This window comes from Domibacillus epiphyticus, from assembly GCF_001975785.1.
Taxonomy (GTDB): domain Bacteria; phylum Bacillota; class Bacilli; order Bacillales; family Domibacillaceae; genus Domibacillus; species Domibacillus epiphyticus.
This window is the reverse complement of the sequence record NZ_MSFI01000001.1, coordinates 49286-64603: the sequence shown is the minus strand read 5'-3', so window position 1 is coordinate 64603 and position 15318 is coordinate 49286. Positions and strand designations below refer to the sequence as shown.

Here is a 15318-nt window from a genome sequence, read left to right as displayed (position 1 = left end):
AGGCCAAAGAAAAAAAACAGGAAGGTAAAATCTCCTGTTTTTCATCAACCATTTATTTTCTTTTTCATTTGTTTAATGGCGCCTTTTTCGAGCCGGGAAACCTGTGCTTGGCTAATCCCAATTTCATCAGCGACTTCCATTTGCGTTCTCCCGCTGAAAAAACGCTTTTCAATTATCATCCGTTCCCGATCTGACAGCTTATTAAGCTCGTCTGTAACGGTAATTGAATCAACCCATTCAACTTCACGATCTTTCCCGTCACTAATTTGATCCATCATATAGATTGGATCACCACCGTCTTGAAAAACAGGTTCAAACAATGAAACTGGATCTTGAATAGCATCGAGCGCAAAGACAATATCTTCCTTTGGGACATCAATAGCGCGGGCAATGTCCTCTGCAGCCGGCTCAACTGAACGTTCTGCCGTCAGTCTTTCTCTTGCCTGTAATGCTTTATACGCAATGTCACGCAGTGAGCGTGAGACACGAATCGGATTATTATCACGTAAATAACGGCGTATTTCACCGATAATCATCGGCACGGCATACGTCGAAAAACGAACGTTATGGCTTAAATCAAAATTATCCACTGACTTCATTAAGCCAATGCAGCCGACTTGAAATAAATCATCGGCCTGTTCATTCCGGTGATTGAACCGTTGAATAACACTTAAAACAAGGCGTAAATTGCCCGTAACGAGTTCCTCACGTGCACTTTTATCGCCGCTTTGATACTTTACAAACAGCACTTTCATTTCGGGATTTGTCAAAACAGGAAGCGTCGACGTATCGACACCGCATAATACAACTTTATTCCGGGCCATCACTGTTCCTCCTCATGCTGCTCTGTTTCTCGAACAGTATCTCCGGCCCGGAAAATTTTATTCAGCGGAGCTTATTCAATTCTTTCTTAAGCCGTCCGATGATTTTTTTTTCTAAACGTGAAATATAAGACTGTGAAATGCCTAGGAGGTCAGCCACTTCTTTTTGTGTTTTTTCTTCTTCTCCATTTAAACCAAATCGCATTTCAATAATTTGCTTCTCTCGACCTTCAAGATCAGCAAGTGCTTCAGTGACCAAATGTTTGTCAACCGCTTCTTCAATTCCTTTTGTAATTATGTCGTTATCAGTGCCCAATACATCGGACAAAAGCAATTCATTGCCGTCCCAATCCACGTTAAGCGGCTCGTCAAATGAAATTTCTGAACGTATTTTATTATTCCGGCGCAAATACATTAAAATTTCGTTTTCAATACAACGCGATGCGTATGTCGCTAGTTTAATTTTCTTTTCGGGGTTAAATGTGTTTACGGCTTTTATAAGTCCGATTGCGCCAATGCTGATTAAATCTTCAATATGAATACCGGTATTTTCAAATTTACGGGCAATATAAACAACAAGTCTCAAATTACGCTCTATCAACATCGCACGTACTGCTTTATCACCTGATGGAAGCTGCATCAGCAGATGTGCTTCTTCATCTCGAGAAAGGGGAGGCGGCAATGCTTCACTACCCCCGATATAATATATCGTTTTTGATTTCATGCCTGCTTTTTGCAGCATATTGTACATCACGTACATCAACTTTGTTTTGACAGGGCGCACGTATAACCACTCACCTTTCCATTCATTGTCGAACCATATTCGGGTGCAGAATACAAAAAAAAGTCTGATCATCGGAAAGCGCAGATGTTGTAAAGGTCACAAGCGCTCTATTTGTCTGGATAGCTTTCCCATCAATATAAACGGTAAATTCATCCGTGCGAAATGCCGAGAGCAGCTGGTGTTCTGCACCGATTGACCTCGCAGGAATCCATGTCATCTTTTCAGCCCATTGATCAGGAAGCTGTGCGAGCGCTTCATGTTCTCCTGCGCTAATTGCTGCCGGCCACCCTTCATCCTCCCGGACTTGACAGACAGCCACTTCCTTTTTTGAGATGGGATCGCACAGTGAATTTCCCGTATCAATTAGCGCTGTGCCGGACCATTCCTTCTGACAAATTGAAAACTTGACCGGGACTGTTTGCCTTTTTAGACTTCTTTTCGTACTCATACTGAAAAGACGTCTCTGAATAAAATAAAAAGTTGTTGCAATAGATAAAATGAACAACAGTACAGTAGAAAAATGACCGGATGCAGTACCATTTAATAAGACAGACTGAAATCCGTATAACACACCGCCTGTTAAAAATGTAACGAAATAAAAGGTAAGAACAGCCGATAAAAGGACGGCGATACCGTTTATTTTAAAGGCAATAACGACCATCAAAACCGGTGAAATCATTTTAACCGCAAAATGGATTAGCCAGTCCCACCCCAAAATCATGTGAAGGAATAGCGGGATCGTTCCGATTATAGATGCCAGTATAATGCGCGATCTTTTTGGTGGGTGACCAAGTAAGATACCTGTTACCAGCAATAGCAGCCCATCAGCCGCTAAATTATAAAGTAGGATTACTTCTGCATAACCGGTCAATTCAACCCTCCCCCGTGCCGGCAGCCTGTCCTATGACCATTAGTTTAGCGGAATATGTTTCCAATGTATGTCACAATGTGAGTGAATTTTTACAGCAATTTTTTCGAAATATGTCATCACAAAAAAACCCGCCACCAATGTGACGGGTTACTATATTCTATCTTCTTCTGTTACGGTTACGCAAAAATGTCGGGATGTCCAGTGTATCGTCTGCAGATGTTTGCTGCTGCTGACGAATAGGCTGTTCCTGAGCTGGCACATCTTCACGCTTAATTTCACGTGGTTTTTGTTGCTGCGGGGCTGCCTGTTGTTGAGGCTTTACCTGGCCGAGACTAGGGCGGGTTTGTCCCCCTTGAGACGGAAGTTCTTTAAAACCGGTCGCAATAACTGTAACGATAATCTCATCTTTTAAATTCTCGTTAATAACAGAACCGAAAATCATATTCACTTCTTGGTCAGAAGCAGATGAGACAATATCTGCTGCTTCCTGTACTTCATAAAGGCTCAAGTTAGTTCCACCAGTAATGTTCATCAACACACCTTGCGCGCCGTCAATCGCCGTTTCAAGCAACGGACTGGAAATTGCCTTTTTCGCCGCTTCGATTGCACGGGTTTCACCGGATGCAACCCCGATTCCCATCAAAGCAGATCCTTTATTGGACATAATTGTTTTCACGTCAGCAAAGTCAAGGTTAATCAAACCAGGCTCAGCTATCAAATCGGAAATCCCCTGTACACCCTGGCGAAGAACGTTATCAGCTTCACGGAACGCTTCAAGCATCGGTGTACTTTTATCCACAATCTCAAGGATGCGGTCATTCGGAATAACGATCAATGTATCGACAGACGCTTTCATTGCTTCAATACCGCCTGCGGACTGCGTAGCACGCTTTCGTCCTTCAAATGTAAAAGGACGTGTTACAACACCTACAGTCAGCGCACCAAGGTCTTTTGCAATTTGAGCAATAACCGGAGCTGCGCCTGTACCCGTTCCACCGCCCATACCAGCTGTAACGAATACCATGTCTGCACCTTTAAGCGCTTCTTCAATTTGCTCTTTGCTTTCTTCTGCGGCTTTTTTTCCGACTTCCGGGTTGGCACCTGCACCTAACCCTCGTGTCAATTTTGAACCGATTTGCATTTTTACTTCTGCTTTTGATAAATTGAGTGCCTGCGCATCTGTATTAACGGCGATAAAATCCACGCCCTGTACACCATGCTCAATCATACGATTTACAGCATTATTTCCGCCGCCGCCAACGCCGATCACTTTAATCGTTGCCAACGAATCTATATTTGTATCAAACTCCAACATGGCAAATCCTCCTAATTCGTCATAATCTTTTATTCTTATTACTCTTCAAAAAAGTATCCGAAAAGCCGTTTCATTTTTGAACCGACACCATCTTTTTGTTTTTCGTTTTCTTTTTTTGAGGGCTTTGTATCCTGCTTCTGTTCCTGCCGCTCTCTGCGCTCTTCAATTTCTTTCGGCTGTGTATCCAGAGGCTCGCCAACTTTCCGTCCGGTAAGACGAGCATTTTTATACGCATACTTAATCAAACCAACAGCTGTCGTAAATTGAGGTTCCCGGACACCGATATAATCTGGGATCGCTACACGAACACGATTTTGGAAAACGTCTTGTGCAAGGTCTAGTATTCCGTTCATTGCAGAAGTGCCCCCAGTTAATACATAACCGCCTGCCACATCTGTAATTCCTGATTGCCGAAGTTCTTCTACAATCATCATAAATAATTCTTCGAGTCTTGCTTCAATAATCTCTGATATCTCAAGCTGATTAAACTGATCGTGCTGATCACTGCCAATGATCGGAACACTGAAGACTTCTTCTTCTGAAGCAAGATCATAAAAAGCATGACCGTGCTTTGTTTTAATGTGCTCAGCTTCTTCAGTGGAGGTACGAAGGCCGATCGACAAATCTTTCGTAATATGATCTCCGCCGACAGGCAAAACCGTTGTATGCTTTATATGTCCATCTTTATAAAAAGAGATCGTCGTTGAACCGCCGCCAATATCTACCAAAACCGTGCCGAGATTTTTTTCATCGTCTGACAGTGCTATTTCACCACTTGCAAGTGGTTGAAGAACAATATCGTTAATGTCTAATCCTGCTCGTTCTACACAGCGCAAAGTATTATGTAAAAAAGTTCTCGAACCGGTAACGATAATTCCTTCCATTTCCAAGCGAACGCCAAGCATACCCCGCGGGTCATTAATCTCATCAAATCCATCTACGATAAATTGTTTTGCAATAACGTTTACAATTTCTCGATCCGGCGGGATGGACATTACCTGTGCCGCATCTTTTACTCGTATGACATCTTCGCTCGTAATTTCACGATTTTCACTTGAAACAGCCACAACACCATTGCACGGGTGAAGAACCGCGTGATTGGCTGCAATACCAACAATCACGGTACTAATTTCAACACCGACCATACGCTCTGCCTGCTCAATTGCTTTTTTTATCGAGTGAACCGTATCGTCAATATCGACGACAGCCCCTTTTCGAATTCCTTTAGATTTTACATTCCCGACACCGATAACATTTAAAGAATCATTAACCATTTCTCCAATGATCACTTTAATAGCGGATGTACCAATGTCAAGACTTACAAGAATTTCATTATTATTCATGCTGTGGCACCTCCCTTACCATAAAAGCTTGAATAACCGAACAACAATTCGCACCACTAGACGCTAAAATGTATATAAAGAACGTTATTCGTCTTATTCAATATATTTTCCTCTTTAAGTGTACAATTTCAACTAAATTTGTTTCTAGAACTCTCTCATACAAGTCTACACTAAGATGAGAGGCTGGAAAAGGCTAAGTTATCCCGTTTTCAGAAACACTATGGAGTTTCTGCCTCCTCCAGGCTCTCATTTTCTAATTTTTGCTGCTTTGAAGGGTCATACGCTTTAAAATAAGACCCTACCTCAAGATCAATGACCCCTTTAACATTAGGATCAAGCTGATTTGAAATAGAGGGGTAGTAAATCATTTTATCCCCAAATGTGGAAAGCGTTGCCGAAACTTCGAATCCATCTGTCATATACGCTTTTATATGCAGTGGGTCATTGGGTTTCGGATCATGATATACTTCAGAAATTGTATTAACAACTTCATCCGGGAGCGTCAAGATTGCTTTTGCAAAATGATCAAGCGCTTCTCCCTCTTTAAAGTCATATAGTATCGGCAGTTGTGACGGCGGTCCATTTACTGCTTTCGCTACAATTTTTCCGTTTTCCAAAACCGGATATAAGCCGCCATTTCGTGCCGCATAGGCTATTTCATGCTGCTCCGTGACCGTCACCTTTAAATCATTCGGAAAACCTGTTGATATATGCGCTTTCTTAATTCTGTCATCGCTAAGAAGCTTTTTTTCTGCTGCACGTTTGTCAGCAGACCAAATATTACTGCCTATATTCAGTCCACTTTGCTCAATAATTTCCTTTTCCGATATTAAATTATTGCCTTCAATATGAATTTGCTCCACTTTACTTAATGGAGACTGTAAATAAATTAATAAGAGTGCAAGAAGAAGGAACAAAGACAGCAAAATGATCAGGCGCCGGTTTGCTTTACGTTTACGCATTTCTTTTAGCTTCGGTATACGGTCTTCAATTGAAATGATTTTTTGTTTATTCATGTTAACACCTCTGACCGTTTTACGGACCACCAATCAATTCAACTTCCGTCTCCATTTCAATTTGATAACGGTCATAGACGACGTTTTTCGCATGCTCAATTAACGCCAGTACGTCAGCTGCAGTACCATTTCCAGTGTTCACGATAAAGTTGCCATGAAGATCGGAAATTTTCGCCCCTCCAATGGAATACCCTTTTAATCCAGCTTTTTCAATTAAATGACCGGCATGTTCCGGAAGTGGATTCCTAAAAATGCTTCCTGCGCAAGGGTGATCCCATGGCTGTGTTGTCCTGCGATAATCTTTATATTTCATCATGTGAGAGCGAATGGTTTCACGATCCCCCTCACCCAATTGAAAAATGGCTTCGAGAACAATACCCGGACGTTTTTTTTGTAAAATAGACGTCCGGTATGAAAAGTCCATTTCTTCATTCGTCAGCCATGCCATTTTCCCATCAGCAAACAAAATGTGCGTTTTCATAAGAATAGAAGACATTTCTGATCCATGAGCACCTGCATTCATATAAACTGCGCCCCCAACAGAGGCAGGAATGCCGCCTGCGAATTCAAGGCCGGTCAAGCATTCTTTCGCAACTTTTGTCGCAAGTACAACTAGAGGAAATCCTCCACCTGCTGTAACAATATCACCGTCTATTGAAACGTCGTCAATTCCTTTTCCGAGTTTAATAACAACACCGCGAATGCCTGAATCTGAAACGAGCAGGTTAGATCCTCGTCCAATCACACGCCACGGCACCTGATGTTTAATAATGACATTCATTGCTTTTTCAAGGCCGGCAATGGAGGAAGGCTCAAAAAACACGTCTGCCGGCCCACCAATTTTCATTGTTGTATGGTTTGCAAGCGGTTCATTTTCTATCACAGCACCGGCTTGCAATTGAGTAAGTTCTTTGATGATTTCTTTCAAGATGAACCGCTCCTTTACTTGTCTTTCCCGGTTATATCAATCATGACATTGTACAGCCGGCTAGCAGCATCCCGGATACCGAGGCGTTCTGCTTCTGTTTTCATTTTTATTAATAGTGAATCATTTGTTAAGATAGAATCGAGTTCCCGTACAAGTGAATCAGAACTCAAGTCTTTTTCTAAAAGCATGATCGCGGCACCCCGATCAGTAAGTGTTCGCGCATTTTTTTCCTGGTGATTATTCGTTACGTACGGGCTTGGCACAAGAATGGACGGAATGCCGAGAGCTGTCAATTCAGCCAATGTTGTTGCACCGGCCCGAGCGACGACGAGGTCCGACGCTGCCAGTACTTCCGGCATATTATGAATAAATGGGACAACTGAAACATTAGCTGGTTTCCCAACCTTTTCGAGGATATCAGAAACCTTGTTGAAATGAACATCACCGGTTACATAAATCACTTGATACTCCCGGTTTGCAAAATCTTGTAACGCTGCTGTAACCGCATCATTAATCGGTTTTGCGCCGCGGCTTCCTCCAAAAATAAGCACCGTTTTTTTCTTGCTAGATAAACCGAACTCTTCTATTACACCTAAGCCGTTTGCTTCTATTACTTCTGAAGCACGTGGGTTTCCCGTTAAAACCGTCTTCTCGGCAGGAAAGTATTCTTTTGCTTCTTCAAAACAGACCGCAATTCGATTTACGTGCTTACTTAAAAATTTATTCGTTAAACCCGGTACACTGTTTTGCTCATGTACAATGGATGGTATGCCCATTTTCGATGCCGCATACACGACTGGTCCGCAAACATAGCCGCCAGTCCCGATGACGACATCCGGTTTAAATTCTTTCAGCATCTTTTTACATTCATTTACACCTTTTAAGAAACGCATAATCGTTTTCACATTTTCAATAGAAACTGCCCGGCGAAAGCCCGTAATATCAATTGACCGAAAAGGAATGCCTTCGCGTGTAACAAGCTTAGACTCTAAACCTTTTTCAGTTCCGATATATAAAAAAGATGTTTCCGGGTGTTTCAGTTTAATCATTCTAATAAGTGCTAGCGCGGGATATATATGCCCGCCAGTCCCACCGCCACTGACAACAATTTTCAATTACATTCACCTCAATATTCATCTCACAGCCTCATCGTTTACAGATAGCTGTCAATGCATTCTCATCTTAAATCAATGCGTCGCGAGAATCAAATATTATCTTAAAAAAACAGAAAAATTCCTCCAATTCTACTGTATATTATACAGTTGAACGACTAACACTGAGCACAATCCCCGCTGAAGCAAGTGTCATTGTCAATGAAGAACCGCCATAGCTTAAAAATGGCAGTGTTACACCCGTAACAGGCAATAATCCTGTTACAACTCCCAGGTTAATGAACGACTGCAAGCTGATCATCGCTGTAATTCCACAGACGAGTAATACCCCAAATGCGTCCTCAATCCGCGACGCGATATGAATGCCCCGCCATATGAGGAGAAAAAATAGTATCATAATAAAGACAGCGCCAATAAAACCTGTCTCCTCCGCCCAGATTGCAAAAATAAAATCGGTTTGGGGCTCGGGCAAATAATAATATTTTTGACGGCTTTCTCCGTAGCCGTATCCGAACAACCCGCCAGGACCAACCGCATACAATGACTGGATGATTTGAAATCCGCTTCCAAGCGGATCGGACCATGGATCAAGATAGGCGGTAATTCGTTTCATTCGATATGGTGCGGATATAATTAATAGGGCAAGTCCCCCTATAGCAGAGACTCCAGTCAGTACAAAGAATCGTATTGGCGCACCCGCGACAAATAATAGAAGAAAAGCAGTTCCTCCCATTACCGCTGCCGTTCCAAGGTCAGGCTGCATCATGATCAGTGCAAAAGCAATTCCAAGCACAAGGAGTGGTTTAAACAGCCCTTTCCAAAATAAGTGAATCACTTTTTTTCTTTCAGCAAGCAAAGCGGACAAATAAAAAATCAGCACAATTTTCATTAACTCTGATGGCTGAAACGATAGCGAACCAAATCCGATCCAGCTCTGCGATCCATTTCTCACCATCCCAATACCAGGAATGAGTACAGCCACCAGCAATAAAAAGGCCAGCACTAATAGGACTGATGAAAGGTTTCTCCATATTCTATAATCGACATACGAAATTACTGCCATTACAACCAAACCTGCGGCTGCAAAAAATGCCTGTCTCTCAACAAAATAAAAAGGATTTTCATAGTTAAACTGTCCCCACACTTCTCCCGCACTTGCTACCATAAATAAACCTGTACCAGTCAAAACTAAAACGAGCATCAAGAATAAGTAATCCGGCGCCTGTCTGGAAACGATTGTGCACCCCTTTCCGCTCAAGCATAAATAAAAAGCCGGAGCCTCATCCGGCTCCGGCTCTTTCTTATAGTTTATTCACGCAGTTTATAAATATGTCGCCGCGTTCTTCAAATGTTTTATATTGATCCCAGCTTGCACATGCGGGTGATAGAAGAACAACATCCCCTTTTTCAGAAAGTGCAACGGCTTTTTCAACTGCATCTGTCATATAATCAGCCTTTTTAACTGTTGAAATTCCCGCTTTTGCAGCCGTTTCAATCCATTTATCCGCCGTTTCCCCGAACGCCACAACAGCTTTTACCGAAGTAAGGTATGGAAGCAAATCATCAAAACCATTTCCACGGTCCAGACCGCCCGCAAGCAGGATCACCGGTGATTGAAATGCAGTCAGCGCACTTTTCGTCGCAAGAGTATTTGTTGCCTTTGAATCGTTATAGAACTTTCGCCCGTTCCATTCACGAACAAACTGAGTCCGGTGACGAACACCTGCAAATGTTTTTAACACACGAATAATTGAATCCGTGGAAACACCGGAAAGTTTAACTGCAGCCACTGCCGCAAGAATGTTTTCAAGATTATGATTACCAGGCAGTGCGATATTTGCAGTTTGAATAATTGCTTCACCTTGAAAATAAACGGTTCCATTCTCTATATACACTCCGTTTTCAACTGTTTTATGAACAGAAAACGGAATAACAGTTGCAGAACTTGCTTCTGCCATAGACAAGAGCTCTTCTTGATCTGCGTTAATAATCAAATAATCATCTTTTGTCTGGTTTTTCGTAATGTTTATTTTCGCTCCAGCGTATTCTTCCTTTGAGCCATGATAATCAAGGTGTGCATCGTAAATGTTCGTTATAATCGCAATATGCGGACGGAATGATTGGATGCCCATCAATTGAAAAGATGATAGTTCAATGACGACATGGTCATCTGGTTTCGCACTTTGCACCACTTCAGACGCCACTTCACCGATATTCCCCGCCAGTACCGTTCCTTTTCCATCTTCTTTCATCATTTCATTAATAAGTGTTGTCGTTGTTGTTTTCCCGTTCGTGCCGGTAATCCCAATAAACGGTGCTTCCGAAATGAGTCCGGCAATTTCTACTTCAGTAATGACCGGAATTCCACGCAATACTGCCGCGGATACGATCGGATTAGAATACGGTATGCCCGGGTTTTTGACAACCACTTCAAACCCTTCATCGAGCAATTCAACCGGATGGCTTCCACAAATAACATTCATCCCTTCCGATATGAGCAATTTAGCTGCTTCATTTTCTTCGAAAGGCTTGCCGTCATTTACCGTGACAATCGCTCCTAACTTCTTCAACAGAACCGCAGCAGCTAGTCCGCTTTTGGCAAGACCAAGCACAAGCACATTTTTCCCTTTAAACTCGACAATCTGCTTCATGAATTCCATACTCCTATCCATACACCAATCGCTGCAGCCACAACTCCGACTGACCAGAACGTGACGACGACACGCCACTCAGTCCATCCGCCAAGTTCAAAATGATGGTGCAGCGGGCTCATTCTAAAAATTCGTTTTCCTCTCGTTTTAAACGACCAAACTTGCAAAATAACCGACAGTGTTTCCGCAACGAAAACAACTCCGATCAATAATAATAAAAATTCAAATTTTGTTAAAATAGATAATGCCGCTATAGCGCCGCCTAGTGCAAGTGAACCCGTATCACCCATAAACACATGTGCCGGATACGCGTTAAAAACAAGAAAGCCAATGACAGCACCCACAACTGCAAACGCAAAAATAGCTGTTTCCTCGAGCCCCTGACTCCAGGCAATAACTGCATAAGCACCGAATGCAACGGACGCTGTGCCAGATACAAGACCATCCAAGCCATCTGTTAAATTAACCGCATTTGAAAAACCTACAAGCCAGAACAATACGAACAATGCATACAAAATTCCTAGATCAATTGAAAAGAAACCGAATGAAAGCTCAGTTGATAATCCATGCTGTGCGTATATAACGTAAAAAACAATTGAAATGACAATTTGTCCGATTAACTTTTGCATAGATGTCAACCCAAGGTTTCGTTTCATGACAACTTTAATAAAATCATCCAAAAAGCCCAATAGCCCGAATCCGATTGTTACGAGCAAAAGCAAAGTCGTTTCTGCGCCAATTGAACCGAACAACTGAACAAAAAACAGTGTCGTAATGATAATGGACAGTAAAAAAACAAGTCCTCCCATTGTTGGCGTTCCTGATTTTTGCTGATGAGATTCCGGACCTTCCGCCCGTATGCTCTGCCCGAATTTTAACCGGCGTAAAAATGGTATAAATAACGGCGCTATCATGACCGTTATAAAAAAAGAAACCGCGATGACTAATCCTATTTGCCACTCACTCATGCGAACCCGCCTTTCTTGTCAGCTAGTGCTTCTTTTGCAACTTCACGGTCATCAAAATGAAGAACTGTTCGACCAATAATTTGATATGTTTCATGTCCTTTTCCGGCAATGACAACCGAGTCGCCCGGCTGTGCAAATTTTATCGCCCTGTGAATGGCTTCTTTCCGGTCTTCTATAATTGTATACTCTTGTCCAACAACACCTGACTCCATATCTGCTAAAATGGCAGCTGGATCCTCACTTCTTGGATTATCCGATGTAAAAATTGCTTCATCAGCATGTTCACATGCTGCTTGCGCCATGAGCGGCCGCTTCGTTTTATCACGGTCACCACCACAGCCCACAATTGCGATGACCCGCCCTTTCGTCAGGGGACGAACCGTTTCTAGCACGTTTACAAGACTATCAGGCGTATGTGCGTAATCAACAATGACGGACACACCTTTATCATTGGATACCATTTCAAAGCGTCCTGCTACACCAACCACACGTTCAAGTGCATGTTTCATTGTTTCAGGAGCAACGTTTGAGACGAATCCTGCGGCAAAGGCGGCAAGAATGTTGTAAACGTTAAATAACCCTGCTAACTTTGACTTAATTCCTATCATCCCACCTGGGTAGTGAATAGTAAAAGCCGTCCCTGCAGACGTTAATTGAATCTCTTTTGCCTGAATGTCAGCATCTTGTTCCAGACCGTACGTCACGACATGAGCAGCAGTCATTGCTTCATATACTTGAGATGCTTTGTCATCCGCATTTAGAATGGCAAAAGTCGGAGTTGAAGAGTGAAATGAACTACCGAGACGTGAGAAAAGCAATCCTTTTGCTGTCCTATATTCATCCATCGTTCGGTGAAAATCAAGATGGTCTTGGGTTAAATTTGTAAAAACGGCCACATTAAATTGTGTACCGTTCGTCCGTCCTTCCTGAAGAGCGTGAGACGACACTTCCATTACCGCAGCCGAGACACCAGCAGTTTTCATTTTTGAAAATGTTTTTTGCAACGTTAAACTTTCCGGTGTGGTGTTTTTCGTTTCAACCGTTTCATCACCAATTTTCATGTACATTGTCCCGATTAAGCCGGTTGTTTCGCCTGAAGCTCGAAGAATTTCATCAATTAAATGGCTCGTTGTCGTTTTCCCGTTTGTACCGGTTATACCGATTAAGTGAAACGATTCGGTGGGATGTCCGTAAAAATGAGCAGCCAACTGTGCCATCGCGCGTTTCGTGCTGCGAACATATATGACCGGAACCGATACATCAACCGGCTGCTCAGCGATAATTGCCACTGCTCCTTTTTCCACTGCTTCTTTAGCGGCGTTATGACCATCAAATGTATAGCCTTTTATACAAATAAAAATCGATCCGTCCGACACGAGACGGTGATCGTTTTCAATCGATGTAATCGTCGGATTTCCTTCTTTATCCTGACGGTAAAATGGAATGGCCGTTAACACGGTTGATAAATCCACGTTTTTCAATCCTTTCTATTCTAAAAACAATATGTACAATTCCCGCGATTTCTATTGTAACGAAAAAAAGCCGCCGATGCGAATGCTTTTCAGCCTGTTTCAGTAATTTTCGGCGGCTATACCCAAATTATTTTAATAAAACACGTACTTTGCTCCCTCTTTCCGCTTTTACTCCTGCAGATGGAGACTGTGAGACGACCGTTTCTCCCGATCCTTCTATTTCAATATCCACATTAATCAACTGTTCTTTTAACTCCTTTTTATTCAGTCCAATAAGGTCAGGCACTTCAATAATATCTGGATCATTCCACGTTTTCTCTTTTTCTATTTGACCTTTTTGAGGTTTCACACCAAGAATCGGCAAAACATCCCCCATCATTTTACCGACTATTGGCGCTGCAACCGTTCCGCCAAATTGCACGGTTCCCTTCGGATTGTCGATCGCAGTGTAAATGACGACTTTCGGATCGTTAGACGGTGCAACGCCAATAAAGGAAACGATGTGATTATTCTCCAAGTAGCGTCCATCTTTGGCTTTTTGTGCTGTACCCGTTTTCCCGCCGACTCTAAATCCTTCTACAAATGCATTCCGCCCTGTTCCTTTCGCCACAACACTTTCAAGTGCCCTCCGAACCTCACTGGATGTTTCTTCTGAAATAACACGCCTTACTTTCTTTGGTTTATTTTCAGTCGTTATTTTCCCTGTTTTAGGGTCTGTCCAGTTCATTGCTATAAAAGGCCGGTATAGTGTGCCTCCGTTCACAGCAGCTGAAACGGCTGTTACTTGCTGAATCGGAGTTACTGCAACCCCCTGTCCGAATGCGGCTGTCGCTGCTTCTACAGGTCCTGCAGACTCCTCAGTAAATAAAATCCCCATTCCTTCTCCATATAAATCAATTCCCGTTTTCTGACCAAATCCGAACTTGCGAATGTATTGAAACAACGTTTTTTCCCCGAGACGGCTTCCGAGTTCAACAAACCCCGGGTTGCATGAATTTTCAACCACTTCAAGAAAACTTTGATGGCCGTGTCCTTCCCGCTTCCAGCAGCGCAGTCTTGATCCGTTCACTTCCACATGGCCTGGATCGTGAAAATGATCCTGGTCAAGGTTGACTTTCTTTTCCTCAAGTGCTGCTGCAAGCGTAATAATTTTAAATGTTGAACCCGGTTCAAAGGTACTCCATACAGGCAGATTTCGGTTATACACATCCGGATCATACTCCCTGAATGCACCGGGATTGTATGAAGGCCGGGATGACATCGCCAGAATAGCCCCGCTATTTGGATCCATCGCGATGGCCATTGCACCGTCAGGCTTGTACGTTTTTTCCGCAAAATCAAGTTCACGTTCGATGATTGATTGAACTTTAGAATCGATGGTCAGCTGCAAATCCATTCCATCTTTTGGAGGGACGTACTCATCAGATAGACCGGGCATTTTTTCCCCTTTCGCATCGGTAAACATTTGAACAGAACCGGATATACCTGCCAGTTTTTTATCGTAATATGCTTCAAGTCCCGCCAGCCCTTGATTATCAGCCCCTGTGAAGCCTAGAACATGAGCAAGCCGCTCCTTTAACACATAATCACGTACTGAATCTTCGCCAATCCATACCCCTTTTAATTGCAATTCTGTGATTTTACGCGCAGTTTCTGTAGAGATATTTCTTCCCTTTGATGATAAACGCTCAATGGATGAACGTTTTATCATTCTTTCATAAATAACCGATTCTTTTTCGTTTAAAATAGCTGCAAGTTTACGGGCAGCAGTTTTTGCATCTTCTATTTGGGCAGGAATGACATAAACGGTCGGCGCGCTTTTATTGCCGGCAAGAATGGTTCCGTTCCGGTCTTTAATAATGCCTCTTTCCGGCTGTGATGGAATACTTCTTCCCCATAATTGTTCCGCTTTTTCAGTTAATTCGCTCCCCAATGACAATTGTATATAGCCGGTGCGGACAATGAGCGCCGTAAAGGCAATCAGTGAAGCTGCCAGCAGCCAGAACATTCTGACGCGCATAGTTCCATCTCCTTTCC

Annotated in this window: 13 protein-coding genes; all 13 read right to left on the bottom strand. The window is 42.8% G+C overall.

Translation table 11 applies throughout. The features are described 5' to 3' along the window. Nucleotides 1-44: 44 nt before the first annotated feature. The 13 genes from sigG to BTO28_RS00265 all read right to left on the bottom strand — a co-directional run bounded on the left by sigG (nt 45) and on the right by BTO28_RS00265 (nt 15301). Entirely contained in the window at nt 45-824 is a 780-nt protein-coding gene (gene sigG, locus BTO28_RS00325; protein WP_076762872.1) for an RNA polymerase sporulation sigma factor SigG, read from the bottom strand. A gap of 61 nt (nt 825-885) precedes the next feature. Beyond that, a complete protein-coding gene (sigE, locus tag BTO28_RS00320) occupies nt 886-1605 on the bottom strand; it encodes an RNA polymerase sporulation sigma factor SigE (protein ID WP_076762871.1) in 720 nt (239 codons plus the stop codon). A 22-nt stretch (nt 1606-1627) separates the two neighbouring features. Continuing rightward, a complete protein-coding gene (locus tag BTO28_RS00315; protein WP_076762869.1) occupies nt 1628-2476 on the bottom strand; it encodes a sigma-E processing peptidase SpoIIGA in 849 nt (282 codons plus the stop codon). Between the two features lie 157 nt (nt 2477-2633). After that, complete coding sequence (gene ftsZ, locus BTO28_RS00310) at nt 2634-3791, bottom strand: cell division protein FtsZ (protein ID WP_076762867.1); 1158 nt, start codon at nt 3789-3791, stop codon at nt 2634-2636. Nucleotides 3792-3829: 38 nt separating this feature from the next. Continuing rightward, nucleotides 3830-5134 (bottom strand): cell division protein FtsA, encoded by a 1305-nt coding sequence (gene ftsA / locus BTO28_RS00305; protein ID WP_076762866.1) that lies wholly within the window; start codon nt 5132-5134, stop codon nt 3830-3832. Nucleotides 5135-5352: 218 nt separating this feature from the next. After that, nucleotides 5353-6150, bottom strand: coding sequence for a cell division protein FtsQ/DivIB (locus BTO28_RS00300; RefSeq protein ID WP_076762864.1), 798 nt, complete (start codon nt 6148-6150; stop codon nt 5353-5355). Between the two features lie 19 nt (nt 6151-6169). Continuing rightward, the gene (gene murB / locus BTO28_RS00295; RefSeq protein WP_076762862.1) at nt 6170-7078 is read right to left on the bottom strand and encodes a UDP-N-acetylmuramate dehydrogenase; all 909 of its coding nucleotides are present in this window, start codon (nt 7076-7078) and stop codon (nt 6170-6172) included. 14 nt (nt 7079-7092) lie between these two features. After that, entirely contained in the window at nt 7093-8193 is a 1101-nt protein-coding gene (murG, locus tag BTO28_RS00290; RefSeq protein ID WP_076762860.1) for an undecaprenyldiphospho-muramoylpentapeptide beta-N-acetylglucosaminyltransferase, read from the bottom strand. 139 nt (nt 8194-8332) lie between these two features. After that, complete coding sequence (gene spoVE, locus BTO28_RS00285) at nt 8333-9427, bottom strand: stage V sporulation protein E (RefSeq protein WP_269843833.1); 1095 nt, start codon at nt 9425-9427, stop codon at nt 8333-8335. A gap of 64 nt (nt 9428-9491) precedes the next feature. After that, nucleotides 9492-10841 (bottom strand): UDP-N-acetylmuramoyl-L-alanine--D-glutamate ligase, encoded by a 1350-nt coding sequence (gene murD, locus BTO28_RS00280; protein ID WP_076762859.1) that lies wholly within the window; start codon nt 10839-10841, stop codon nt 9492-9494. Further along, nucleotides 10838-11809: a phospho-N-acetylmuramoyl-pentapeptide-transferase gene (gene mraY / locus BTO28_RS00275; RefSeq protein WP_076762857.1), complete on the bottom strand. Its 972-nt coding sequence runs from the start codon at nt 11807-11809 to the stop codon at nt 10838-10840. Before mraY ends, murD begins: the two co-directional genes overlap by 4 nt. Beyond that, nucleotides 11806-13281 (bottom strand): UDP-N-acetylmuramoyl-L-alanyl-D-glutamate--2,6-diaminopimelate ligase, encoded by a 1476-nt coding sequence (locus tag BTO28_RS00270; RefSeq protein WP_076762855.1) that lies wholly within the window; start codon nt 13279-13281, stop codon nt 11806-11808. Before BTO28_RS00270 ends, mraY begins: the two co-directional genes overlap by 4 nt. A gap of 127 nt (nt 13282-13408) precedes the next feature. Continuing rightward, nucleotides 13409-15301: a stage V sporulation protein D gene (locus BTO28_RS00265; RefSeq protein ID WP_076762853.1), complete on the bottom strand. Its 1893-nt coding sequence runs from the start codon at nt 15299-15301 to the stop codon at nt 13409-13411. Nucleotides 15302-15318 lie beyond the last annotated feature (17 nt).